Source organism: Campylobacter geochelonis, from assembly GCF_013201685.1.
In the GTDB taxonomy this organism is placed as follows: domain Bacteria; phylum Campylobacterota; class Campylobacteria; order Campylobacterales; family Campylobacteraceae; genus Campylobacter_B; species Campylobacter_B geochelonis.
This window is the reverse complement of record NZ_CP053844.1, coordinates 1,663,561-1,688,350: the sequence shown is the minus strand read 5'-3', so window position 1 is coordinate 1,688,350 and position 24,790 is coordinate 1,663,561. Positions and strand designations below refer to the sequence as shown.

Here is a 24,790-nt window from a genome sequence, read left to right as displayed (position 1 = left end):
GATGTATATAATTGTAAAAATATTTTAAGGAGAAAATGATGAAAAAAGTAGCAGTTATCTTTGCAAATGGTTTTGAAGAAATCGAAGCTTTAAGCATAGTTGATGTTTTAAGAAGAGCTGATATAGACGCGCTTAGCGTTGGTTTAGAGAAAAAAAATGTAACTGGTGCTCACGGAGTGGAGTTAAAAACTGATATGGTTTTAGATGATTTAAAAGTAGAAGAGTTTGAGATGATAATCTTGCCTGGTGGGCTCCCTGGAGCAAAACATCTAGCACAAAGTGAAAAACTTGGCGTTGTTTTAAGAGAATTTGATACAAACAACCTAAAAATAGGCGCTATTTGCGCTGCTCCTTGGGCGCTATCGACTGCTGGAGTTTTAAAAAGCAGTTACACTTGCTACCCTGGTTTTGAAGCAGAAGTTAAGCACAAAGGTTATGTATCTGATGTAAATGTTGTAAAAGATCAAAACATAATCACATCAAGAGGCCCAGCCACCGCTATGGAATTTGCACTTGAAGTTGTCAAAGAATTAAGAGGCGAGGCAAGATATCAAGAGGTAAAAAACGGACTTTTGTTTAAATAATTTTAAAATTTGTTACTTTTGGTATACAAAAAGAGATAAATTTAAAGTTTTTTTAGAAATTTATATTAAAAACAGATATTTTGGGTAAAATAGAAGTATTCCGTTTTTACGGTAATTTTTTTAAGGACTTACGCATTGAATATCTATGTAGGTAATTTGTCATATCGTATGACAGAGGCAGAGCTTAGGGGAACTTTTGAAGAGTTCGGTGAGGTTACTCGCGCTAGAATCGTGAAAGATCGCGAAACAAACAGATCAAAAGGCTTTGGCTTTGTTGAAATGACTAGTGACGAAGATGCATTAAAAGCTATCACAGCTTTAAATGACAAAGAAGTTGCTGGACGCGCTTTAAGAGTGAACGAGGCTCGACCAAAAGATTAATCTTTTAAAGAGGGTTTTTCCCTCTTTTTTCTAAATTATTTCAAACTACATATAAATCTCTTATTTGCCAAATTAATACTTGGTGAAAATCATAAAAATACTGTTTTCATTTTAAAAACTACATAAAATTTCTAAATTTAACCTGTGTAAATTTTTGTATTATATCGATATAATGGGCTTTGGATATGATTTTAAGTCAAAAATTTGTGAAATTTAAATTTTAGTCTCAAAACAAGTTAAGCGGTTTTTCTCTTATCAATTTAAGTAAAATTTGATATAAGTTTTCTCTGTTATTAAACCTAAATTCACACTCTTTTAAGTGCAATATAAAATTATCTTTTTTATGCCTTTAAATTTACTTAACCTATGCTTTGCATAACCCCAGAAATTCTCTATACCATTTATGTGATTTTTACCATTAGCGAATTCATTTTTGCAGTGTTTTATACGGTAATGAGCTTTTGCTCCATAATCCACTAAACCATCATAAGCTCTCCAACTATCAGAGTAAATAATACTCTCATTTAGCTCACTAAACTCTCTTAATATTGACACTAGCTCACTTGCACTGCAGTTTTTAACTACTTGTGTATAGACCTTATCATCTTGTTTTAACATACCAAATACTGGTTGTTTATTAGCTGCACCTCTTACTCTTTTAGCTTCTTCTGTTTACAGTTACTAGCAAAGCGAAGTAAAAAGTAGCTTTCATCTATTTCTATCTCGCCATCAAATTTAGAAATTTTCTCGCATTCTTGTGCCATTAAAATTCTTATCTCTTTTAGAATTTTATTGATAAAATTTCTAGAAGTATTACAAATTTCAGCTATCTTTACAGCTTCTAAATCAAGGCAAAAATACTTGAGAATTTCACGAAATTTCTTTTCAGAAATTCGGGAACGGTATATGTATTTGTTTTTCATCGACAGCATAGTAGTTAAAAACCCCTTTAAAAGTTTTTAATTTGTCTTGAACCTTAAATTTAACTATTTTTTGTGCTTTTTGGATATATTTTAACATATCGAAAAAATGGCTATGATAGGCAGTCGAATTTAAATATTTCAAGTTTGATTTATAGTTTTGATTTTAAAACATACTCTAAATTTAAATATCGCAATAAATAAATTTAGCTAAATTTTTTAAAGGTTATTTTGATTTATTAGTAAAATAAATTTATTTAATCCAACTTATAGAAATTATAAGTTTATAATACTTTTTTAACACAAAAAAACACTTTAAATAGCATATTCTTAAAAGACACGCCAGAATCAGCCAAAAAAATAAAAGATGATTAAAAATTTATAATTTTGCTTATAATTTCTATCTTTATCGCTAGTTGCGCTTCTATGTCTGGATTTATATGTAACTTATAAAATCGCTTAGCGGGGTAAGATTATAACTGATAAAAACTGCTTTTTAGCCAAAACTAGTAAAAGTTTTAATGAAGCATTTAATTTGTATTTAAAAAAAGTTAATATCAATCTAATACTTGGCATTTAAGCATGGTATCCTTAACCAAATGTAAGTTATCAGCGTCTTCTGATTTAAGCATGATACCCTAAAAACAGTTAATACAACGCAATTCAGATTTTTATATAAAACTGATGCTATTTTTAGATTTAAAGCCATATGCAAAAAGGTTGCTAAGGGCTAATACGGTTGATTTTACACACTTAGAGGCGTATGGGATTTCTTTTTCTAGTATAAATTTGATATTTTATAATGGCATAAAAGTTAAATTTTATAAGTTCAAATGCATTTATAAAGAGAAATTTATAGTGCGTTTAAGTCAAAAAAGCTTTCGCCAACTATAAATTCGCTTGCAAATTTCTTAAATTATTTAAACGGTAAGGGGCATTGAAATTTAATAAAGTCTTAAATTTATTAAAACTCAAGCTTCATTTCTTCGCTTATATGCGGCAGTAAGTAAGCATTAGTGCCGTTTGTGTTAAATTTTAGTTTTGATAGACTACTTTTTGAAGCTATGTAATGTCGATTGCTATAACAGCAAAATTATTTTTAAATTTATTTTTAGAAAAATATCGGTTTTTATCTAGGCGAAATTCTAAAATTCATGAAAAATATTTTAATAAATTTGATTTTTCTACCATACTTAAATTTTAAATTTATTTTTGTGGCGATACAAATGCATGTTAGAGTGATTTATTTTTGAGTATTAAAATCCGCTGTGCAAATTATTTGTCATACAAAATTTTAGAATGAATTTATATAAATTTAACCACAAGTTGCGATAAAAAGTAGAAACAAAATTTTATAAAATGCGATTTAATGGCATGTTATACTAAGAAATATAATTATATTTTATTACTTAGTATTATTTATTTTATAATATGCAGTTCTACTAGAGTTGATACTTTGAGTTTTTATGTAAAAATTATAAGCATTAGCTAACATTTTTACGCTACATTTGACAAGCGACGTTAAAGCAAAATATTGTTGTAAAAACAAATCACCTATCACGTATTATTCTTTTGTCTGTATTAAAATATAAAACGCATGTTTAAATATAAAAATATTTAAATTTAAGTTGTTAAAATAATAAATTTAACTAAATTTTGATATTAAATTTCTGATTAAAAACTATAATAATCAAGCGAAAATTTTCATCAAAATCTCAAAAAAATTTAAAGTCCAAAAAATTTCGCTTAAAATTTAGCCATCGTAGAGTGTGAAATTTGCCACAAGCAACAATCGCAAACCTACCCATAAACCTTTATAAACTCACTCACATCTTTTTGCTCGCCCATGACTAAAATTTCATCATCGGTGTGGATTAAAATCTGTTCGATAGGATTTCTATCCCAAGTGTTATCTTTTTTATAGGCGATGATGTTTATGCTTGAGCCCATTTTCTCATTTATCTCTGAAATTCTTATGTTGTTAAGCTTAGCTGTAGCTTTAATCCTAGCAACTTTTAGCGTTGTAGTAACATCGATGATAACGCAGTTTTGATGTCCGAGTAAATTTAAAGCTAGATTTTTTGCCGCATCTCGTAACGGATAGATGACTCGATTAACGCCTAGTTTTGAAAGAATTTGCCCATGCGCCCCACTACTAGCCTTTGCTATGATGGTTTTTACGCCGATTTCTTGAAGCGCCATAACGCAAAGTATGCTAGCTTCTATGTCTTCTCCAGTGCTGATTATCGCAGCGTCTACATCGCTGATACCGGCTTGTTTTAGCGCTACAGCATCAGTTGCGTCAAATATAAAGACATTTTCTATCTCGCTTTTTATCTTTTTAGCACTAGCTTCATTTTTATCAATCGCTATTAAAACCACATCTTGATTTAACAAATTTAAAGCCATTTCATGACCAAATTTACCAAGCCCGATAACTGCAAAACTTTTCATAGTATAACCTCCTCTTTAGGGTAAGAAACCGATGTTTTTTTGTATGATTTTATAATTGCAGCACTAAACATTAGCACTCCAACACGCCCTAAAAACATCAGTGTCATGATATAAATTTTACCAAATTCGCCAAATTTAGCACTCAAAGAAAGCACGCCACCATCCCCAACACTTAGCCCAACTGTGCCAAAAGCAGAGCAAATTTCAAAAAGAAGTGGTAAAAACATCTTATTTTGTGTATCCTCAAATGCGCTTAAAATCATAGCTGAAATTACTACATAAAACATCGCCATGATTAAAATCAAAAAAGCCTTTTTTATCGTTTCATCTGGAATCACTCGCTTAAACACGATACATTCGCGCCCTCTTAAGGTTTGATAAGCATAGATTAAAAGCACCGCAACGGTCGTGATTTTAATACCGCCTGCAGTTCCACCAGGTGCTGCTCCAATAACCATTAAAATAGAAGAGAAAAACAGCGTTTCATCATTTAAAAACGATAAATCTATGCTATTAAACCCAGAAGTTCGTAAATTTACAGATAGAAAATAGCTACTTATAATCTTGCTATAAGCGCTTAAATCCCCAAGTCCGCCCTTGTGATACCACTCAAAAAGTAGCACGATAACAAACCCAAGAACGATAAAAATCGGAGTAAAAAGCAAAACAAGCTTAGTATGGATACTAAATTTATGATTTTTATCCTTTCTATATCCATAAATTTCGCTTAAAACCAAAAAACCAAGCCCACCTAAAATGATAAGTGAGGAAATGATTAAATTTATAAAAAAGTTATCTCTATAGCCCATTAAATTTGTTTCAAAAGTTGAAAATCCAGCGTTGTTAAAAGCCGAAACTGAGTGAAAAATTCCAGCCCAAAGCGCTTCTTTAAACGGCATATCAAACCAAAATATAAGCGCTAAAAGCACAGCTCCAACAAATTCAATACCAACAACAAAGAAAAAAGCCTTTTTGCTAAATTTAATCAACCCTTGCATATGCGGATAATCAAGCTGTTCTTTTATGAGAAATTTGCTTTGAAAGTCTATATTTTTGCCAACAAAAATCAAAATCATAGAAGCTATCATCATGAAGCCAAATCCGCCAAGTTGGATTAGAGCAAGCACCACGCACTGTCCATAAAATGTAAAATCAGTAGCTAAATTTAAAGTAGTTAGTCCAGTAACACAAACTGCTGAAGTTGTAGTAAAAAGCAGATCGATAAACTCAAGCGGTTTTGTTCTCATCACATCAAGACTTAGCACGAAAGCCCCAGTAATGGCGGCTACGATATAGCTTAAAAGAATCGAACGAAAAAATTTAGTCATCATTCTTCCTTAAAAGCAAAAAGTTTAGCACCTAAAGCCTTAAAAAATATTTAATCTTTTTAAAAGTTCTTTGTTAGCGAAATTTAAGTAAAATTGCCATTAGAATTTATAGAATTTGGGAAAAATATGAGCGAATTTACACATTTACATCTTCACACAGAATACTCGCTCCTTGATGGAGCAAACAAAATCGGCGAACTTGCAAAAACGCTTAAAGAGCGCGGAAGCACTAGTGTAGCGATGACAGATCATGGAAATATGTTTGGTGCTATTGATTTTTATAAGACGATGCGAAAAAACGGCATAAAGCCAATTATAGGCATAGAAGCTTATATCCATAACCACGATGAGATAAATGACACTAGCGATAAACAGCGCTTTCACTTGATTTTACTTGCCAAAAATGAAGCAGGGTATAAAAATTTGATGTATTTAAGCTCGATGGCGTATTTAGATGGATTTTACTATAACCCGCGAATCAACAAAAAGGTTTTAAAAGAGCACAGCGATGGGATAGTCTGCTCATCTGCTTGTTTGCAAGGCGAGGTTAGTTTTCACTTAAATCAAAGTGAGAGAAATTTAAAAAGAGGCGCAAAAGGCTATGAAAGAGCCAAAGAGGTTGCGTTAGAATACAAAGAGATTTTTGGTGATGATTTTTATCTTGAGATTATGCGTCATGGTATCGGCGATCAGCTTAAAATCGATGATATGTTAATCCGCCTTTCAAAAGAGACAGGCATAAAACTAATAGCAACAAACGACACTCACTACACTTTTAAAAGCAGAGCCAATGCGCACGAAGCATTTATGTGTATTGCGATGGGAAAGACAATCGATGATCCAAACCGCCTAAAGCACAGCGTTCATGAGTTTTATGTAAAAACAGATGATGAGATGAAAGCCTTGTTTGCCGATATCCCAGAAGCGATTTCAAATACGCAAGAAATTTGCGATAAGTGCAACCTAAGCTTTGCATTTGATAACAAAGATTACCGTCCAACGCCGCCAAATTTTAAATTTTCCATTGAGTATGCTAAGGATTTGGGTCTGAATTTACCAAAACCAGATGAGAGATACAGCAAAGAAAATGATGACTTTTTGTTTCGTTATGAGTCGCGTCGTGGACTTGAAAATAGGTTAAAATTTATCGATCAAAGCAAACATCAAGATTATAAAGAACGTCTTGAAATTGAGCTTGATATCATAGAAAATATGGGCTTTTCAGGCTATATGCTCATAGTTTACGACTTTATAAAGTGGGCTAAGGAAAACGATATTCCAGTAGGTCCAGGGCGTGGTTCGGCGGCTGGAAGTTTGTGTGCTTACTCGCTTCGTATAACAGACCTTGACCCACTTCCTTATAACTTGCTTTTTGAGCGTTTTTTGAATCCAGCTCGTATAAGTATGCCAGATATCGATGTGGACTTTTGTCAAGAAAGAAGAGGTAAAGTTATAGACTATGTCGTAGAGAAATATGGCAAAGCCAATGTCGCGCAAGTTGCGACCTTTGGTAAACTTTTGGCTCGTGGAGTTATAAGAGATGTTGCTAGGGTTTGTGATATGCCACTTCGTGATGCTGATGCGATGGCGAAGTTGATTCCTGAAATTTTAGGAATCACTTTAAACGGCGATGGAGATCCACAAAGCCCAAAATACAAACCAGGAGCATATCAGCTTGAGCCAAAGCTAAAAGAGCTTATAGAAAATAACGCTATGGCGACAAGAGTTTGGAAGCTTGCGCTTGATTTAGAAGGGTTAAATAGAAACGCTGGCATGCACGCAGCTGGAGTTGTTATCTCAAATGAGCCACTATGGAGCAAAGTCCCGCTTTTTAGGCAGACTAAAAACGATGATGGACACTATATCACGCAGTATACAAAAGACTATCTTGAAGATGTGGATCTGATAAAATTTGACTTTTTGGGTCTAAAAAACTTAGATGTGATTGATAATGCAATCAAACTTGTTAAGATGCGTTATAACAAAGATATCGTGTGGGAAAATATCGATTTTAACGATCCAAGAACTTATAAAACTATCCAAAGCGGAAACAACTTAGGGCTTTTTCAAATAGAAGGCGCTGGTATGCAAGACTTAGCTTCAAGTCTTAAGCCAGACTGTTTTGAGGATATCATCGCGATGATTTCGTTATATCGTCCAGGACCTATGGATCTTATACCTGATTTTATCGCTAGAAAACACGGCAGAGCCAAAGTTGAGTATCTAATGAATGAAGTTAAAGATATCTTAGAGCCAACTTACGGAATCATCGTTTATCAAGAGCAAGTTATGCAAATCGTGCAAAAAATCGGCGGCTTTTCGCTTGGCGAAGCGGACTTAGTGCGCCGCGCGATGGGTAAAAAAGAGGAGAAAAAACTTGCTGCTATGAAAGCACAATATCTTGATGGAGCAAAAAATTTAGGTTATGATGTAAAAAAAGCAGATGAGCTTTTTGAGTTGATTATGAAATTTGCTTCATATGGATTTAACAAATCCCACGCAGCTGCTTACTCGATGATAACTTTTCAAACTGCGTATTTAAAAACCTACTATCCAGCCGAATTTATGGCAGCTTTGCTAACAGCAGAGGAAAATAACATCGATAAGGTTGCAAAGTATATAGATGAGATAAAACGCCTTGATATCGATATCTTGCCACCTTCGATTAACAACTCATATAGGCAATTTAGCGTTATTCAAAAAGATGGAAAAGATGCTATTATCTTTGGAATGGGCGCTATTAAAGGTGTTGGATACGGCGCGATAGAAAACATCGTAAAAGAGCGCGAAAATGGCGAATTTAAAGATATAAACGACTTTGTTTCACGAATCGATAGTTTCAAGGTAAACAAAAGAGTCATAGACTCTTTAATCAAAGCTGGAGCGATGGACTGCTTAGGACTTAGTAGAAAAACGCTTGTGCAAAATATAGAGAGCATAACTGATGCTTGTAGAAGTTCAGCTAAAATCAAAAATGATGCGCAAAACTCGCTTTTTGGGCTAGAAGATGGTATAGCAGAAGTTGAGGTAAATTTAGTCGAAAATGGTGGTGAGTTTGATTTAAAAACCTTGTTAAAACTTGAAAAAGAGAGCCTTGGAATCTACATTTCAGGACATCCACTTGATGAATATGCTGATTTGATAAAAGATGTAAAATACACGCTAACAAGCGAGTTTGAAGAGCTTGAGCAGATAACTGAAACTATTTTGGTTGGTAAAATTGAAGAGATAGATGTAAAGATAACAAAATCTGGTAAAAAAATGGGCATAGTCTCAGTCATAGACTTGCATGGAAACTTTGAAATGGTCGTGTTTGACAACGTTTTAAAAGACTTAGAACGACTAGATAAAGATGAGCTTGATATGCCACACGCCTTTAGAGTTAGAATTATCAAAGATGAAAGTCAGTATAAAATCACGCTAAATGAGTTTTTAACCATAGAAGAGGTTAAAAATGGCGATTTTAAGAAAAAAAGCTATAACAAGGGCAATGGTTATGCTAGCAAAAATAGTGGTGCAAATGGATATAAAAAAAGCGATGAAGTAGCAAGAGTGATAGAAAACTATGAGTTTTTTATAGAGCTAGCCAAGCTAGATAAAGAGCGAATCGATAAAATTTACCGCTTTGCATATGCGTCAAACAACCCTAAAAATAGCAAAAAACTTATCTTAAAAGTAGCGTTTAATAGTAAAATTTTTATTTATGAGACAAACTTTTTTATAGATGAGAGCTTTATAAATAAAGTAAATGAGATTTTGGTAGCTTAAGTTAAAAGTAGCTTAAAATCCTCCATTTCAAAAAGGAGCAAATCATCTCTTTTTAGAGTTGTTAGCTCCTTGCTAAAGCCGCTTTTTGAAAAAAGAGCTATAAATTTAGGCTTGATTTTTAGCTTTTCGCACTTAAGTTCAAGTAAATTTAAAAGATTTTTACATACTTTTCTCTCTTTGTATTTCACCTCGCCTACGATAAAATCGCCATCATAATCGGCAAAAATATCCATTTCAAATTCCTTTGTCCAAAAACTATAAATTTCCATATCGTGGTTTTTAAAATGTTTTTTTAGCAAATTCGCACTTAAAAGCTCAAATCCAAGGCTACAGTAATTATCAAAATCATCTCTTATAATCTCTAAAATTTCATCTATCTTTCCAGCTTCTAAAAGCGCTAAATTTGGCTGGATAAATCTAAACCAAAAGCGCATAAAATGGCTCTTAAAATGCACTTTATCATGCACCGTATATCGCCTTAACTCTCGTGGAAGTTTTTCGTTTTTACACTTTGGTGTTGGCTTTTTTTCTCTGCTTTTTTCTAAAATTAAAAAGCCATTTCGAAAAAGTTCATTTAGCACTTTTTGGCTTTTAAAACGAGAGAGAATTTTGTTAAGCCCAAATTTTTTCCTATCGCTTTTAGCAAATTTAACAAGCGCGATTGTTGCGTCTTTTTCAAATTTAAACTTAGCGCTATGCTCTTTAAATTTAAATAAAATTTCGCTTCTTATCGCTTCAAAAACATCGCTGTATTCTTCGTTTAAAGCGATTTCATCAAAAACAAAATGAAATTTAACAAGCTCGCTAATGGCTAAATTTGGCGCTTTTTTTGCACTGCTAGTTAATGTGTAAATGCTATCTCCTTTGATTTTATTTTACTATTTTTTGATATAATCAAAAAAAATTTAGGGAAACTACAATTGGATATTAGCAAAATTAGGGATAATATTATATTAAAAGAGGGAATTTACTACTTTGATTATACGGCTTCGGGACTTGCTTATAAGCCTATAGAAGAGGAAATTCTTCGAATTTTACAAACTTATTCAAACACACACTCAGAATCCAGCCAAACAGCACGCATAACAAGCGAGTATTACGAAAACGCACGAAATGGCATAAAAAGTCTTTTAAAACTAAAAGATGATTTTTATCTTATGCCTTGTGGATACGGTTCAAGTGGGGCTATAAAGAAATTTCAAGAGTTAGTTGGAATTTACATCCCGCCAGCTAGCAAAAAAGTCTTAAATTTAGACATTAAAACCTTGCCAAATTTACCTCTTGTTATCGTATCGCCATATGAGCATCACTCAAACGAAGTTAGTTTTAGAGAGGGACTTTGCGAGGTGATTAGAGTGCCGCTTGGCGAAGATGGCAAGATAGATTTTTCTAAATTTAGTGAAATCTTAAATGCAAATCGCGGTAGAAAAATCATCATCTCATTTAGTGCTGCTTCAAATGTAACTGGAATTTTAAGCGATTATAAAAGAGTTTATTTAACCGCAAAAGCCTATTCTGCGATAGTCGCCTTTGATGCGTCATCAATAAGTGCATATGCGAATTTAGACTCTGATTTTTTTGATGCGCTTTTTATATCTGGACATAAACTTTTAGGTGGCGTTGGGAGTTGTGGGCTTTTAGCTATTAAAAAAAATCTTTGCAAAGATGACGAACCTACCTTTGCGGGGGGCGGAACGGTAACTTATGTTGGGAAAAATAAGCAGCTTTATACTGTAGATAAGGAGCAACTCGAGCAGGGTGGAACGCCTGGGATTTTGCAACTTATCCGCGCGTATTTGGCATTTAAATTACGAAATGACATAGGTCTTGATGTTATCAAAAATAAAGAAAAATATCTAGGTGAGTATTTTTTAAGTAAAATTTCAAAGATAGAAGATGTGGTTTTGTATGCTAAAGATATCGGGATGGATGAGAGACTGCCGATTTTTTCTTTGAATGTTGATGGCTTTAATCCTTATGATTTTGCTGCGATTTTAAGTCAAAATTATGAGGTGGAAACTAGAGCAGGATGCGCGTGCGCTGGACCTTATGGGCATGATTTATTAGGGCTTGGGGATGAGTATGAGATAGATGAGACAAACAAGCCAGGCTGGGTTAGAGTAAGCCTTCACTATACGCATACAAAAGAGGATATTGACTATCTAATTAGTGCAATAAAGGCGATTATCAAGAAAAGAGGAAAGATAAAATTTACTAAAGGCAGATATATTTGCTAGAGAAAATTTGATAGTTAAATTTGTTATGAAATTTTTTTTATATAAAAATTTAGCGAGCGCTAGTTTTAAATTGCATAAAAGTTGTAAAATGTAAATTAGCAAGTTTTAATATCGCACAGATAATGCTAAAGTTGATTTTTGTGGTTATGATTAATGTGGCTTTTGATTTTTATGTTATTTATATGATAAGATTTATAAGATTTGGTTAATTTTATAAATTGATACTATTTAAAAAATAAAAGTAATCTGTGGCAATGTGTTTAAATTTCAAAAAGCGCTATTTAAAGCTAGTTTTTACTAAATTTAAAAACTCTTGATTGTAGAAAATATCGTTGTGAGAAGCGTTTAAAAGATAGATTTTATCATTTGGTTTTAGAAATTTGCTTAAATTTTGGGAGTGCGAAATTTTGATAAGTTCATCGTTTTTACCGTGAAAAATGTTAATCCTACTTTGGCAGTTTTGCAAAAAATCAGCAGTTTTTATCTTGTATTTTAAAGTAAATTTAGGCACAAACGGCATAATTTCTTTGGCTAAATTCTCAAACGAGTAGTATGGCGATAGCAAAACTAAGTTTTTAGCCATTGCATCGCAAGCTGTTTTAGCTGCGATTCCAGTGCCCAAAGAATGCCCAACTACGATAATATTTTCTAACTTAAAGTCTTTTAAAACCTCATTTAACATCAGTTTTGCATCGATAAAAAGCTCTTTTTCGCTGTTGATTTTCCCGCCACTTTTGCCATAACCTCTATAGTCAAACAGATAAAAATCATACCCCAACTCAAGCCAGACGTTTTTAGCATTTTCCCAGTTTTTAATCCAGCCAGCATTTCCATGGAAAAATAAAACTGCGCCTTTGGCTTTTTTAGCTTTAAAGACAACTCCATTTAAAATAGCGCCATCATTAGCTTTTAAATTTAGCTCTTTAAATGGTGAGTCAAAGTTAAATTTATACTTTGTATCAACTTTAGTTGGCACAAAAATCAGCTTTTCTTGAAATAAAAAAAGAGTTAAAACAGTAGCAATATAAACAAAAATAGCGATAAAAAACACTCTTTTTAAAGTTTTCATAAATGCCTACTATGCTTGAAATGGTAATTTTTTAAAGTTAGGTTTGCTAAACTCAAACTATCATAAAAAGCTTTTTTTTGTTGCTTAACTAGAGATTTATCGTAAAACCTAAGTAAATTTAAAATTTACTTATAAAATACAGATTAAAAACAACAGTCCGACAGCAATACGATAAATTCCAAACGGTATATAATCAAACTTGCTAACAAATTTTATAAAAAGCTTAACCGCTAAAAGTGCTACCACAAAGGCAACCGCACCACCTAGTAAAAAGATAAAAGCGTGGTTTAAGTTTTCTTTAAAAATATCGATATTTTTATATGCATCGTAAAAAGTTGCTGCAAACATCGTAGGAATCGCAAGCAAGAAGCTAAACTCTGCTGCTACTTTTCTACTAAGCCCACACAAAAGTCCAGCGATGATAGTAGCGCCACTTCTTGAAGTTCCTGGAATCATAGCAAAACATTGTGAAAAGCCCACAATAAAGGCTTGTTTAAAGCTTATATCATCTAGCGTGGCGACTTCATTTTGCACTGGTTTTTTGCGGCGCAGAAGCTCGATAGCTATAAAGACAATACCGCCTATTATAAGCATATAAGCGACTGTGCTTGGGTTAAATAGTGCTTTTATATGTTTATAAAGCAAAAAGCCAATCGCCGCTGTTGGCACAAAACCAACCGCAAGTTTAATCCACAAATTTATATCTTGTCTAAGCTTGTCAAAAAACATAAAAACAACCGCTAAAATCGAGCCTAGTTGTATAACTACCTCAAAGCATTTTAAAGTATTAGTTTGCTCTAAACCCAAAAGCTCCGAAGTAAGTATCATATGTCCAGTTGAACTAACCGGCAAAAATTCCGTTAGTCCCTCGACAACGCCAAGTATAATCGCGTGCAAAAAATCCATCTATTATCCTATAATCTTTTTTAAATTTAGCAAGTTTTCTTTGGTTGAAAGTGGCTTATAAGCGGCACTCACGATAGCTAAGTAATCTGCTTGATACTCTAAAAGTGAGGCTAAGTTTAAAGCATTTATACCCCCGATTAGACAGGTTGGAATGCTAAGTTTTTCTTTAAATTTAACTAAATTTAGTGCATTAAAGCTCGTTGTATCTTTTTTGGTTGTAGTTGGAAAAACAGCGCCAAAAGCAACGTAACTAGCGCCATTTTCTTGCGCGTTTAGGGCTAAATTTAGCTCATTATAGCAACTTACTCCAATGATTTTATCATCTCCCAAAAGCGCTCTTGCCTCTTTTAGCTCGCCATCATCTTTTCCGATGTGAACGCCATGCGCGCCAAGTTTCAAGGCTAAGTTCACATCATCATTTATAATCAAATTTGCGCCAAATTTATCACAAAGCGCGATTAGCTCATCTGCTATGCGTTCGTTTTTTAGCTCTTTTTTACTTCTAAATTGCACCATTTTTACGCCACATTCTAAAATTTCTCTAACTTGCGATATGATAGTTTCTTCAGGCGTGTAAAAATCATCAGTTAAGACATAAAGTTGGTTTTTCATATTAGTAGCTATAATATGTGACTTTTTCATCAGGCTCTTCTTGCCCAGGTATTGGAGTGCCATCGACTATGCACTCGCCTATGAGTTTAAAATCCCCACCAAACATACCGCGAGCCTCTTTTCTAGCCTTTTTAGCAAGTTCTAATAAAAATTTATTACTCGTATTTGGCATAGCAAAACCACGCTCTACTAAAAGTTGGCTTAGGTTTTTTTTGTTATCACTAACGCTGCAAATATAGTAGGTTTTTTGATTTTCTAGCAAGGTAACATAGTAGCTTTTACCAGGTTTTAAAAGATTTTCTATAGCTTTTTTATGATCTTTTTTATAAGCTTCTATGGCTTTTTTCTTTTTTAAACACTCTGGTCTGTCTTTTAATGTTATTAGCTCGATTTGTTCAAATTTACAAGGAATTGTTTTTATAGGATTGATTTTAAAAGTAAAATACTCATCTAAAATAAAGCTGTTAAACTGCATAACTCCAGTTGGTGGTTTTTCTGCGTAAAGCAAACTAGCCACCAAAGAAAGCGCAAAAAGTATCTTTTTCATAATCAATCCTTACAAATTTAAGCCTATTTTAACTCATATTTTTCTAAGAGTTTATCATAAGTTCCATCGGCTTTTATCTCTTTTAATGCGGTGTTAAATTTAGTTATCAAATCCTTAAATTTACCCTTATCAAAAGCAAAAGCAAAGCCATCGCCATCATCTATTTGTTTGTGAAACCACGCCAAATCGGTATTTTTCTTTAAAAATCCATATCCGATAGAGTTATCTACTAAAACGACATCAACCTTGCCATTTTTTAGAGCTAAAATTGATGTAAAAATCTCTTTTGTAGGGATAACGTTTACGCCTGCGATTTTTCTAGCGCTAAATTCTTGTGCCGAGCCTAGCAAAACGCCGATTTTTTTACCTTTTAAGTCGTTTAAGCTTTTTATACTAGTATTATCTGCTCTTTTTAGATAGAGATTTTCAGTTAAAAAGTAATTGTCACTAAAATCAACCGCCTTTTCTCTTTCGCTTGTAACACTCATCGCTGAAGCTATAATGTCGATTTTACCAGTTTTTAAAGCAGGTATTAACCCATCAAAGCCCATCACTATAAACTCATACTCAAACCCAGCTTTTTTGCTAATCGCATCGATTAAGTCCACATCAAACCCAACCAAAGTAGAGTTTTCATCACGATAATCAAACGGTGGATAAACCCCATCAGTACCGATGATAAGCGGCTTAGCATATGCACTTATACAAAAAAATGTTAATAATATAAATTTAAATATTTTCATTATTTAAGCTCGTATTTTTTTAACAAAGCTTCATAGCTTCCATCTTCTTTCATCTTTTCTACTTCTGCGTCTATTTTTGCTATAAGTTCATTGTTTTTATCTTTATCAAATGCGATTGAAAAGCCCTCACTTCCATCAGGTTCTACTAAAAACTCAACTAAGTCGCTGTTTTTACGTAAATAGCCATAACCGATTGAAGTATCAACTAAAACTGCGTCGATTTTGCCATTTTTAAGCGCTAAAATGCTAGTAAAAATGTCTTTTGTAGGTGTAGTTTTAACGCCTTCTAGCTTGCGAGAAGTCTGCTCTTGCGCTGTGCCAAGTTGGACGCCGATTTTTTTGCCTTTTAAATCATCTTTTGATTTAACTTCGCCATTATCAGCTTTTAAAATATATAAATTTTCTGTATGATAATACGGTTTTGTAAAATCAACCGCTTTTTTACGTTCAGGAGTTGCACTCATAGCAGCTACAATCGCATCTATTTTACCGCTTTTTAGCGCAGGGATTAGCCCATCAAAGCTCATATTTATCATTTCATACTCAAAGCCAACTCTTTTACTAAGCTCATTAACCAAATCTATATCAAAACCAGCTACTTTAGAGTTTTCATCTATATATTCAAATGGTGGATATGTTGCATTTGTGCCAAATTTTAAGACTTCGCCTGCATTTGCATAACCAAAACCAGCCACTAAAATGGCAACAGATATAAGAAATTTTTTCATACTAATCTCCTTTTTTTAATGATTTAAAACTTTGTTTAAAAACTCTTTTAAGCGCTCATTACTTGGGTTTGAAAAGACATTTTTAGGTGAGTCATCGACTGCGATTTTACCGCCATCCATAAAAAAAATTCTATTTGCAACATTGCGTGCAAAGCCCATTTCGTGGGTTACTACTAGCATTGTAAGTCCATCACGAGCTACATCTTGCATGATAGTTAAAACCTCGCCTATCATTTCAGGATCAAGTGCTGAAGTTGGTTCATCAAACAAAATAACATCAGGATTCATCGCTAAAGCCCTTGCTATAGCGATTCGCTGTTTTTGTCCGCCACTTAGTTTGTGCGGGAAGGCGTATTTTTTATCGCTTAGCCCAACTTTAGCTAGAAGTTCATCAGCTTTATCATGCGCCTCTTTTGGAGTGTAAATTCCAGCTTTTATAGGCGCTAGAGTTAAATTTTCTAAGACATTTTTGTTAGCAAAAAGATTAAAGTGCTGAAAAACCATACTAACTTTTTGGCGAATTTTGTTAATGTCATTTTTCTTATCCATGATATCAATGCCATTTATCTTAATCGTCCCGCTAGTTGGCTCTTCAAGACGATTTATACAGCGTAAAAATGTGCTTTTTCCGCCACCGCTTGGACCGATTATCGCGATGACTTCGCCCTTTTTTACCTCGGTTGAGATATCGTTTAAAACGGTTAAATTTCCGTAATTTTTATATAAATTTTCTATCTTAATCATTTTGATTTAACCTTGTTTCTAAAAGTTTTGCTAAAAGTGAGAAAAATTTAACACTTATATAGTAAATCACAGCCGCAAAAAGTATCGGTTGAGTCGTAAAAAGCGTGGCTTGTAGGCTTTGAGAAAACATAGTTAAATCAAAAATTCCTATCATTCCAACAACTGAAGTCTCTTTAAATAAGCTTATAAACTCATTTGCTAGAGCTGGTAAGATGTTTTTTATAGCTTGAGGAAAGACTATGCTTTTCATCGAGTCAGAGTAGCTTAGTCCCATAGCTCTAGCTGCTTCCATCTGCCCTTTATCAACGCTATTTATACCGGAGCGAACTATCTCAGCAACATAAGCAGAACTGTTTAGTCCAAGTGCGATTATAGCGGCATATATGCTGTTTGACCACGTAGCAAAGACAACAAAGGCAAAAACCATCAGTTGTATCAAAATCGGCGTTCCTCTGATGATATCGATATACTCATCTATAAGGAAATTTATCGGTTTAATCTCAAGAAATTTAATAAATGCAAGGATAAATCCTAGAACAATTCCTATAAAAATACCGCCAAGAGTTAGCTCTAAAGTGGTGAAATAACTGGTAAAATATGAATATTTTTGCGCATCGCTTAAATCTCGCGGATATGTATAATAAACTGCTAAAACAACAATAACTATAAAAAATATAATTTTTAAGTAACGCTCTTTCAATGCCTTCCTTATAACTTAATTTAGACTAAAAGAATACTTAAATTTTTATATTTTTTTGCTTAAAAGCTCTTATTTATAGTAAGATTTTATGCAAATTTTGTTAGAATTGCTTCTTTTTAGGAGGATATATGAATTTTTATACTTATTTGGCGATTGCGATATATTTTATCATTTTGATTATCATAGGCAGATACTCTTATAACAAAAACGCAGGCATAAACGAATACCTGCTTGATAACCGCCGTTTAGGTCCAGTCGTTACGGCTCTTTCTGCAGGAGCAAGCGATATGAGCGGTTGGATGTTGCTTGGACTTCCAGGAGCTTTGTATGCAACAGGACTTGCAAGCTCGTGGATAGCGATAGGACTTACGATTGGGGCGTGGTGCAACTATAAATTTTTAGCAAAAAGACTTAGAGTTTATACCGAAGTTGCAAGCGATAGCGTTACGATTCCAGACTTTTTAGAAAACCGTTTTAAGGATAAAACTAAGGTTTTACGCATTATTTCTGGGCTTTTGATTTTGATATTTTATACATTATATGTAAGTAGCGGGATAATCGCTGGAGGCAAAACTTTTCATAGCTTTTTTGATTTAAATTTTGTATTTGGTGCGATTTTTACACTTGTTATAGTTGTTTTTTATACATTTTTTGGTGGTTTTAAAGCAGTTTGCATAACCGATGCTTTTCAAGGAATTTTAATGTTTTTAGTCCTTGTTTTAATACCTATAGTCGGATACTTTGCGCTAAATTTAGGCGATGGAGTTTCGTTTTTTAGTGAAGTTAGCCGCATTAGCGAAAGTGAAGGAAAAAATCATCTAAATTTATTTCAAGGGCAGACATTTTTAGGAATTTTAGGGCTTTTAGCGTGGGGATTAGGGTACTTTGGACAACCTCACATCATAGTTCGTTTTATGGCGATTAGAAGTTCAAAAGAGCTTGATAGCGCACGACGTATTGGCATAGGCTGGATGGCATTAGGTCTTCTTGGCGCGATTTTAAGCGGGTTAATCGGCTATGTATATTTTCATCAAATTTCAGCTCCATTAAGCGATGCTGAAACTGTGTTTTTAGCTCTTGGAAAGACTTTGTTTCATCCTTTTGTTGTTGGAGTTATTATTTCAGCAGTTTTAGCAGCCATTATGAGTACTATTTCAAGTCAGCTTTTAGTCAGTGCAAGTTCAGTTACAAAGGACTTTATCTTTGCTTTTTATCAAAAAGATGTAAACGAGAAAACGCAAACCTTAGTTGGAAGATGTGCTGTTGTTGTAGTGGCGATTGTAGCGACTGTTATTGCGTTTGCTTCAAATGATACAGTGCTAAATGTCGTTGGAAATGCTTGGGCTGGATTTGGTGCTAGTTTTGGTGCGGTGCTACTTTTTAGTTTGTATTCAAAAAATATGAGCGCGTTATCGGCTCTTGTTGGTATGCTTGTTGGCGGGATTACGGTTATCGTGTGGATAGTGTTTGATCTTTCAAAAGATGTTTATGAACTGCTCCCTGGATTTGTCTTTTCGGCTATTGCTATTTGGTTGGTTAATCGATACAACTCGATTTTAGATAAGATGGCAGATGAGCCAAATTTAGCACAAATTAGCGCTGAGTTTGAAAAAATGGAGAAAAGAAGCCATGAATGAAAGTATAAAATGTCCAAATTGTGGCACGATAATAGATATCTCACAAGCCTTTGCTAACAAAATAAAAGCCGAGCATGAGCTTAAATTTAAAGCCGAAGTTGAAAAGCATAGAGCTGAGTATAAAAAATACCGTGATGAACTTGTAAAAAAAGAGAGCGAGTTTGATGAGAAGTTAAAAAATAGCCTAAATTTAGAGCTTGAAAAAGAAAAAGCTAAGCTTGAAGATAGCTTGAAACAAGAGAAAATCAAGCTTAATGAGAGCTTGAAAAACCAAAAAGAGACGATAAAAAAAGAGCTTGAAAAAGAGAGTTCAAGTATCATAGAAAGCCTTAAAAAAAGCCTTGATGAGATGAGTGAGAAAAATATCTTGGCAAACAAACAGCTGCTTGAGTTTGAAAATTTAAAAAGAGAAAAAGCCCAGCTTGAGAGTAAATTCGAGCTTGAGTATGCTAAAAAACTAAATGATAGTTTAAAAGCAAACAGTGAAGTGTTAAAAAAGCAGATTTTTGAGGAAAATGAGCTAAAGTTAAAAGAAAAAGATATCGAGCTTGAACGACTTAAAAAAAATATAGATGAGCTTAAAAATGCCGCTCAAAACCGTTCCCAGCAGCTTCAAGGCGAGGCGCAAGAGCTTGCGATAGAGGAATTTTTAAAAACTAAATTTCCATTTGATAGCATAGAAGAGATAAAAAAAGGTGCAAATGGCGCTGACTGCACTCAGGTGATAAATACTCAAACTCGCCCAAACTGCGGTAAAATTTACTATGAGAGCAAACGCACAAAGAGCTTTTCGCCCGGCTGGATAGAGAAATTCAAAGCTGATATGAGAGAAAAGGGCGCTGATATCGGCGTTTTGGTTACTCAAACTTTGCCAAGCGATATAAGTGGCGTTGGGCTTGTTGATGGGGTTTGGGTTTGTGGATTTAGCGAGTTTAAGCTTATATGCGAAGCGCTTAGGCAAAGTATTATAGAGATAAATTTTGCAAAAAATGTCAGCGAAAACAGACATGGAAAAATGGAGCTTTTATACTCATATCTTACAAGCAACGACTTTAAACTACAGCTTGAGGCGGTTGTTGAGGCATTTAGCTCACTTCAAACTGAGCTTGAGCGAGAGAAAAATGCAATGGCTAGAATCTGGAAAAGCAGAGAAAAACAGATAGAAAAGGCAAAAGATAGCGCTATATCGATGTTTGGTAGTATAAAAGGCATAGCTGGAAATGAGATAGGCGAGATTAAAACGCTGGAGTTAGAATACATCGAAGATGAGAGCTAGTGATGGCTTTTGCATGCGGTTTATTTAGAAGCTTGAAATGCGCTAAATTTTAAAGGCAAGCTATGAAAAGCTAACTTTTGCCATTCTCTTTGCTGGCATTAGACAAGATTTAGAAATTTAAAGTTTTATGAGATTAACAACAAAAAAGCTATAAAAAGTAAATAAATCATTTATTTAAAAACGGCTATAGCGCGTAAAAATTACAAAAAAGCTTGGTTTGGCTCTTAAAATAGATGATAATTTTAGTCATGGATAATTGTAGTTTATAATATGCTAGAATGAATTGTGATGTAGAGGTGCAAATTTGGGTTTTGCTTGTGATGTAGAGATGTAAATTTGGGTTTTGCTTTTGGCGTATTTTAATGCAAATAGTAGTTTTTAGACAATATCAACGAAAAAATTTTAATAATAGCTTTTGATAAATCAATACTGCCTGTTTTGTTTGATTATATTTTTATACTTTTGCAACAAATCAACTTTACTGCTATAAAAACAAGATATAGCGATATCGCTTACATGTGAATTTAGTCTGATAGCTGGCAAAAATTATAAATTTTGCTTTAAATTTTATAAATTTTAAAGCGGGAAAAACGGGTAAGTAAAAATTTTAAAATTTTAAAAATTTAGTCTAAAAACTAGTTTAAATTTGCTCTTAATCGCGTGATTTTAAATTCTCAAACAAATAATATCATCGATAAATTTAGGAAAATGAATATGTAAATTTTAGCTATTTTAAAGCTTTGTTTTTATATAATCTCATTTCCAACATTTTTGGCGGGTTCATAGCTCAGTTGGTTAGAGCATCCGGCTCATAACCGGATGGTCCTAGGTTCGAGTCCTAGTGAACCCACCAGACCACCTTTTTAAACGATTTTCCACAATTATTTTCAATAACATAACACCAAGCAAGCACCATAACATCAAGCTTTTACCATAGTTTCTAGTTTTTATTATATTTTACGATATTATTGAGTTTTTGACTTTATTAGCTTACTCTAATAGGTTGCCAAATTATTAAAAATCTTACTAAACTCGGCTAAATGGTTCTTGTCTTTCATTATTATTTAAATTTATATAAATTCAGATGAAATTCTTTTAATTTTTGACACACTTGCACCAGAAAGTAAATTTGCGGTGCATTTAACAAAAGCTATATTTCAACGAAAGATTTAGCCTTGCTTATAATGATTTCTATTGCCATCATAGCGGCATCTTTAATAATACCAAGTGCAAATTTATTTTATACAAAAAACTTTTTTAGAACTATTTGCCTTTGCATACTCCCAACAAGCACTTAGCGATTTTAAAAACAATTATTGCTTATCCACACTTTTTGTTACGAGCTTTCGGATAACAAAATATCTGCCACTTTTTTGCATATAAAATATATCAACCAAAATAACTTGAAATCAGGATTATTCTCTAAATTTCACAAAATTATCAAACTAAAATAGTTCAAAAAAACATATTATAAATGATATATAAATTTTACTTTTAATTAAATATAACAAATTTTTGATTTTATATATTTAAAAGCTAAAACATAAAAATCTCTTAGAATTTAACTAGCACAACCAAAGCTACCTTAAACTAATCCCAACAAACATCTAAATTTACAAATCATTTAGTGAAGATATGGTGCTTTCATCAAGTGGTATATAAGATACAGTTGGAGTATGCGTAAGGCTTCCAGCGTCCATTTTAAGGTATGGCTCAACCACAGATCCGCTCAAAACTCTATCGCAAAGCCCACTTCTATCGATATCAACTTGCATAACTTTCATACCAAGAAAGCTAAATTTCAAGCACTTTACGCCTTTGACGCTAAATGAGCTGTTTTTAAAATCCACATTTGTCATATCTTTTATATTACGCGAGTAGCGACCTTGCGAGAGGTTATAGGTGATAACATCGCTTAGTGCGGTTTTTAGATCAAGCTTTGCACTAGCAACCAACGCATCATCTCTTGAAGCGCTAAGTCGCGGCAGAGCAACTGCTGCTAAGATGCCTAAAATGGCGATGATAAATATAAGTTCAATCATACTAAAAGCTCTTTTCATAACGCGCTCCTTAAGGCTAAATTTTAAAATTTGGTTAAATTTTACATAAAATTTATAAACCTTAAATTTGAGTATTATCAAATTTATTTAAAAATTTACTATAAATTTAATTTTAAGCTAAATTTAACTTTCCTGTAATATTTCGGTCAGAAGAGGGGTATATAATTTTATAAACATTTTTAAGGGAGAGTGATTATGAAAAAGATTTTAACTTCGGCTTTGGTAGCTGGTATGTTATTAAGCGTTGGTGCGACTAGCGTTTTGGCAATGGGTGGTGCAAGTGGCGCTAGGACTGATTATATCGTTGTAAACAAGCTTGGTGAGGTTGTGGTAAACCCATTTAGAATCGCACCTTTAACAGCGATAATCAAAGATGGCGGATATGTTTTAAAAGATGTAACAGTTACAATCGTGCCAAAAGAGGGCGGTCAAACTATCAGCTATCAAGTGCTTGACTCACGACTTAAAAACTATGGCGGAATTCCTGTATTTGGTCTTTATCCAGACTATCAAAACACTGTTAAAGTAAGCTATACAAAGCTTTTTAAAGGCGAACAAATCAAAGAAGAGGCAGAGTATAAAATTTATGCTCCAGCAGTTTTTGTAGATCCTGATGGCACATATTTGCAAAAAGGCGGCTTGTTTTCAAGCGTAGATGTTAAAAAGGTAGAAAAAGGCTTTGAAGATAGACTTTACTTTTTTAACAACTTAGGAAACAAATCAACCAAATCAGCAAAAGCAGTGTGGAACAACCCAACTGGCGGTGCGCTAGAGTGGAACCAAACTCCACTAGTTTTCATCCTTGATACAAAAGGCGAAGTTAGATGGTACTTGCTTCCTGTAAAAGACTTGTATGATATAGACTCAGCTTATAAAGCCGGCATTATGATGGGCTTTAAGCAAAATGCTGATGGTGCGATGAGTTGGGGCTTTGGTCAAAGATATGTTAAATATGATATTTTAGGTAGAGAAATTTTTGATAGAAAACTTCCAGCAAGCTACTCTGATATGTCTCACTCAATCGATGATGCAGATAATGGCAACTTCTACATAAGAGCAGCAGGATTTAACGTAAAACGCCCAGATGGCAAAAACGTTCACACAGTAAGAGATATCATCGTTGAAGTTGATACTAACGGAAATGTTTTGGATGATTGGAGATTGTTTGAAATTCTTGATCCATACAGAGATACAGTTTTAAAAGTGCTTGATCAAGGTGCAGTTTGCCTAAATATCGATGCTTCTCAAGCCGGTAAAACAATGAGCGCTGATGATTTAGCAGCACTTGATACAAATGATAAATTTGGCGATATCGTTGGAAGTGGAGCAGGTAGGAACTGGGCGCATGTAAATAGCGTGGATTATGATCCAGAAGATGATAGCATTATCATCTCATCTCGCCACCAAGATGCGATTATCAAAATTGGTAGAGATAAAAAGGTTAAGTGGATTTTAGGTTCTCACGAAGGCTGGAGCGATAGATACAAAAAATACTTCCTTCAACCAGTCGATAGCAAAGGCAACAAAATCAGTTGTGGCGAAACTGGCTCAAAATGTCCAGGTTATGAGAACGAAAAAGGCGGATTTGACTTTACATGGACTCAACACACAGCGTTTAAAATCGATGAAAAATCAAAAGGAGACATTATATATGTAAGCGCATTTGATAACGGCGATACACGCGGTATGGAGCAACCTGCGCTTGCTGAGATGAAATATAGTCGTTCAGTTGTTTATAAAATAGATCAAAAAAAGATGACAGTTGAGCAAATCTGGGAATTTGGTAAAGAAAGAGGACACTCAATCTACTCTCCTGTAACATCGCTAACTGAGTATCAAGCTGATAAAAATAGCGTTGTTAGCTACTTTGCAACTTCAGGGCTAAATATCGATGTTGTTAGCGGGCTTTTACTATCAAACCCAAGTCCGACAATTTTCGAGCATAAATGGGGTTCAACTGAGCCATCAGTTGAGATTCAACTTCATGATTCTATGGGATATCAAGCATTTCCATTTAGTGTAAATAAAGCATTTGGCACAAAATAACTCCTATAAAGACTCCTTTTTAGGAGTCTTTTTCACACCGGTTTTAATAA

At 33.7% G+C, this 24,790-nt stretch carries 21 protein-coding genes, 1 tRNA gene and 1 pseudogene; 10 read left to right on the top strand and 13 right to left on the bottom strand.

All coding sequences use genetic code 11. The features are described from left to right. Positions 1–38 precede the first annotated feature (38 nt). Positions 39–584, top strand: coding sequence for a DJ-1 family glyoxalase III (locus CGEO_RS07695; protein WP_075531933.1), 546 nt, complete (start codon positions 39–41; stop codon positions 582–584). A gap of 135 nt (positions 585–719) precedes the next feature. Further along, positions 720–965, top strand: a complete 246-nt coding sequence (rbp, locus tag CGEO_RS07690) for an RNA-binding regulator (RefSeq protein WP_075495244.1) — start codon at positions 720–722, stop codon at positions 963–965. Positions 966–1,191: 226 nt separating this feature from the next. On the opposite strand, the pseudogene CGEO_RS07685 reads toward rbp, so the two are convergent. After that, positions 1,192–1,888: pseudogene (locus tag CGEO_RS07685) on the bottom strand (IS1595 family transposase). Between the two features lie 681 nt (positions 1,889–2,569). Here CGEO_RS07685 and CGEO_RS07680 point away from each other — a divergent pair. Next, on the top strand, positions 2,570–2,779 hold the full coding sequence (locus CGEO_RS07680) for a hypothetical protein (RefSeq protein WP_165590282.1): 210 nt from the start codon (positions 2,570–2,572) through the stop codon (positions 2,777–2,779). 906 nt (positions 2,780–3,685) lie between these two features. Here CGEO_RS07680 and CGEO_RS07675 read toward each other — a convergent pair. Both CGEO_RS07675 and CGEO_RS07670 read right to left on the bottom strand, forming a co-directional pair. Continuing rightward, a complete protein-coding gene (locus tag CGEO_RS07675; protein WP_075531737.1) occupies positions 3,686–4,339 on the bottom strand; it encodes a potassium channel family protein in 654 nt (217 codons plus the stop codon). Continuing rightward, complete coding sequence (locus tag CGEO_RS07670) at positions 4,336–5,667, bottom strand: TrkH family potassium uptake protein (protein ID WP_075531738.1); 1,332 nt, start codon at positions 5,665–5,667, stop codon at positions 4,336–4,338. Before CGEO_RS07670 ends, CGEO_RS07675 begins: the two co-directional genes overlap by 4 nt. Positions 5,668–5,793: 126 nt before the next feature. Here CGEO_RS07670 and dnaE point away from each other — a divergent pair, with 126 nt between their 5' ends. Continuing rightward, on the top strand, positions 5,794–9,435 hold the full coding sequence (dnaE, locus tag CGEO_RS07665; RefSeq protein ID WP_075540170.1) for a DNA polymerase III subunit alpha: 3,642 nt from the start codon (positions 5,794–5,796) through the stop codon (positions 9,433–9,435). Here dnaE and CGEO_RS07660 read toward each other — a convergent pair. Further along, entirely contained in the window at positions 9,432–10,016 is a 585-nt protein-coding gene (locus CGEO_RS07660; protein ID WP_242647955.1) for a DUF234 domain-containing protein, read from the bottom strand. The two genes, dnaE and CGEO_RS07660, sit on opposite strands and share 4 nt — an antisense overlap. A gap of 28 nt (positions 10,017–10,044) precedes the next feature. On the opposite strand from CGEO_RS07660, the gene CGEO_RS10220 reads away from it, so the two are divergent. After that, a complete protein-coding gene (locus CGEO_RS10220) occupies positions 10,045–10,224 on the top strand; it encodes a hypothetical protein (RefSeq protein ID WP_242647989.1) in 180 nt (59 codons plus the stop codon). A gap of 131 nt (positions 10,225–10,355) precedes the next feature. Continuing rightward, positions 10,356–11,672 (top strand): aminotransferase class V-fold PLP-dependent enzyme, encoded by a 1,317-nt coding sequence (locus tag CGEO_RS07655; RefSeq protein WP_075540171.1) that lies wholly within the window; start codon positions 10,356–10,358, stop codon positions 11,670–11,672. Between the two features lie 277 nt (positions 11,673–11,949). On the opposite strand, the gene CGEO_RS07650 is transcribed toward CGEO_RS07655, so the two are convergent. The 8 genes from CGEO_RS07650 to CGEO_RS07615 all read right to left on the bottom strand — a co-directional run bounded on the left by CGEO_RS07650 (position 11,950) and on the right by CGEO_RS07615 (position 17,721). Beyond that, a complete protein-coding gene (locus CGEO_RS07650) occupies positions 11,950–12,741 on the bottom strand; it encodes an alpha/beta hydrolase (RefSeq protein ID WP_075531740.1) in 792 nt (263 codons plus the stop codon). A gap of 129 nt (positions 12,742–12,870) precedes the next feature. Further along, a complete protein-coding gene (locus CGEO_RS07645; protein ID WP_075531741.1) occupies positions 12,871–13,647 on the bottom strand; it encodes an undecaprenyl-diphosphate phosphatase in 777 nt (258 codons plus the stop codon). A 3-nt stretch (positions 13,648–13,650) separates the two neighbouring features. Continuing rightward, entirely contained in the window at positions 13,651–14,289 is a 639-nt protein-coding gene (gene thiE / locus CGEO_RS07640) for a thiamine phosphate synthase (protein ID WP_242647990.1), read from the bottom strand. Beyond that, positions 14,261–14,806: a thermonuclease family protein gene (locus tag CGEO_RS07635; protein WP_075540172.1), complete on the bottom strand. Its 546-nt coding sequence runs from the start codon at positions 14,804–14,806 to the stop codon at positions 14,261–14,263. The genes thiE and CGEO_RS07635 overlap by 29 nt, the downstream gene beginning before the upstream one ends. 23 nt (positions 14,807–14,829) lie before the next feature. Next, positions 14,830–15,549, bottom strand: a complete 720-nt coding sequence (locus CGEO_RS07630; RefSeq protein WP_075531742.1) for a basic amino acid ABC transporter substrate-binding protein — start codon at positions 15,547–15,549, stop codon at positions 14,830–14,832. Continuing rightward, complete coding sequence (locus CGEO_RS07625) at positions 15,549–16,277, bottom strand: basic amino acid ABC transporter substrate-binding protein (RefSeq protein WP_075531743.1); 729 nt, start codon at positions 16,275–16,277, stop codon at positions 15,549–15,551. The genes CGEO_RS07630 and CGEO_RS07625 overlap by 1 nt, the downstream gene beginning before the upstream one ends. A 15-nt stretch (positions 16,278–16,292) precedes the next feature. Further along, the gene (locus CGEO_RS07620) at positions 16,293–17,021 is read right to left on the bottom strand and encodes an amino acid ABC transporter ATP-binding protein (RefSeq protein WP_075494753.1); all 729 of its coding nucleotides are present in this window, start codon (positions 17,019–17,021) and stop codon (positions 16,293–16,295) included. Beyond that, the gene (locus CGEO_RS07615) at positions 17,014–17,721 is read right to left on the bottom strand and encodes an amino acid ABC transporter permease (protein ID WP_075494752.1); all 708 of its coding nucleotides are present in this window, start codon (positions 17,719–17,721) and stop codon (positions 17,014–17,016) included. Before CGEO_RS07615 ends, CGEO_RS07620 begins: the two co-directional genes overlap by 8 nt. A gap of 128 nt (positions 17,722–17,849) precedes the next feature. Between CGEO_RS07615 and putP the strand changes: the two genes are divergently transcribed. The 3 genes from putP (at position 17,850) to CGEO_RS07600 (ending at position 21,487) form a co-directional block, all read left to right on the top strand. Further along, positions 17,850–19,358 carry a sodium/proline symporter PutP gene (gene putP, locus CGEO_RS07610; protein ID WP_075494751.1) on the top strand — a complete coding sequence of 503 codons (1,509 nt, stop codon included), beginning with the start codon at positions 17,850–17,852 and terminating at the stop codon, positions 19,356–19,358. Next, on the top strand, positions 19,351–20,634 hold the full coding sequence (locus tag CGEO_RS07605) for a DUF2130 domain-containing protein (protein ID WP_075540173.1): 1,284 nt from the start codon (positions 19,351–19,353) through the stop codon (positions 20,632–20,634). Before putP ends, CGEO_RS07605 begins: the two co-directional genes overlap by 8 nt. Before the next feature lie 776 nt (positions 20,635–21,410). After that, a tRNA-Ile gene (locus tag CGEO_RS07600) sits at positions 21,411–21,487 on the top strand. Positions 21,488–22,247: 760 nt separating this feature from the next. On the opposite strand, the gene CGEO_RS07595 is transcribed toward CGEO_RS07600, so the two are convergent. Further along, positions 22,248–22,694 carry a type II secretion system protein gene (locus tag CGEO_RS07595; RefSeq protein ID WP_075494749.1) on the bottom strand — a complete coding sequence of 149 codons (447 nt, stop codon included), beginning with the start codon at positions 22,692–22,694 and terminating at the stop codon, positions 22,248–22,250. Between the two features lie 195 nt (positions 22,695–22,889). On the opposite strand from CGEO_RS07595, the gene CGEO_RS07590 reads away from it, so the two are divergent. Further along, positions 22,890–24,740, top strand: coding sequence for an aryl-sulfate sulfotransferase (locus tag CGEO_RS07590; protein WP_075540174.1), 1,851 nt, complete (start codon positions 22,890–22,892; stop codon positions 24,738–24,740). The last annotated feature ends 50 nt before the right edge of the window (positions 24,741–24,790 follow it).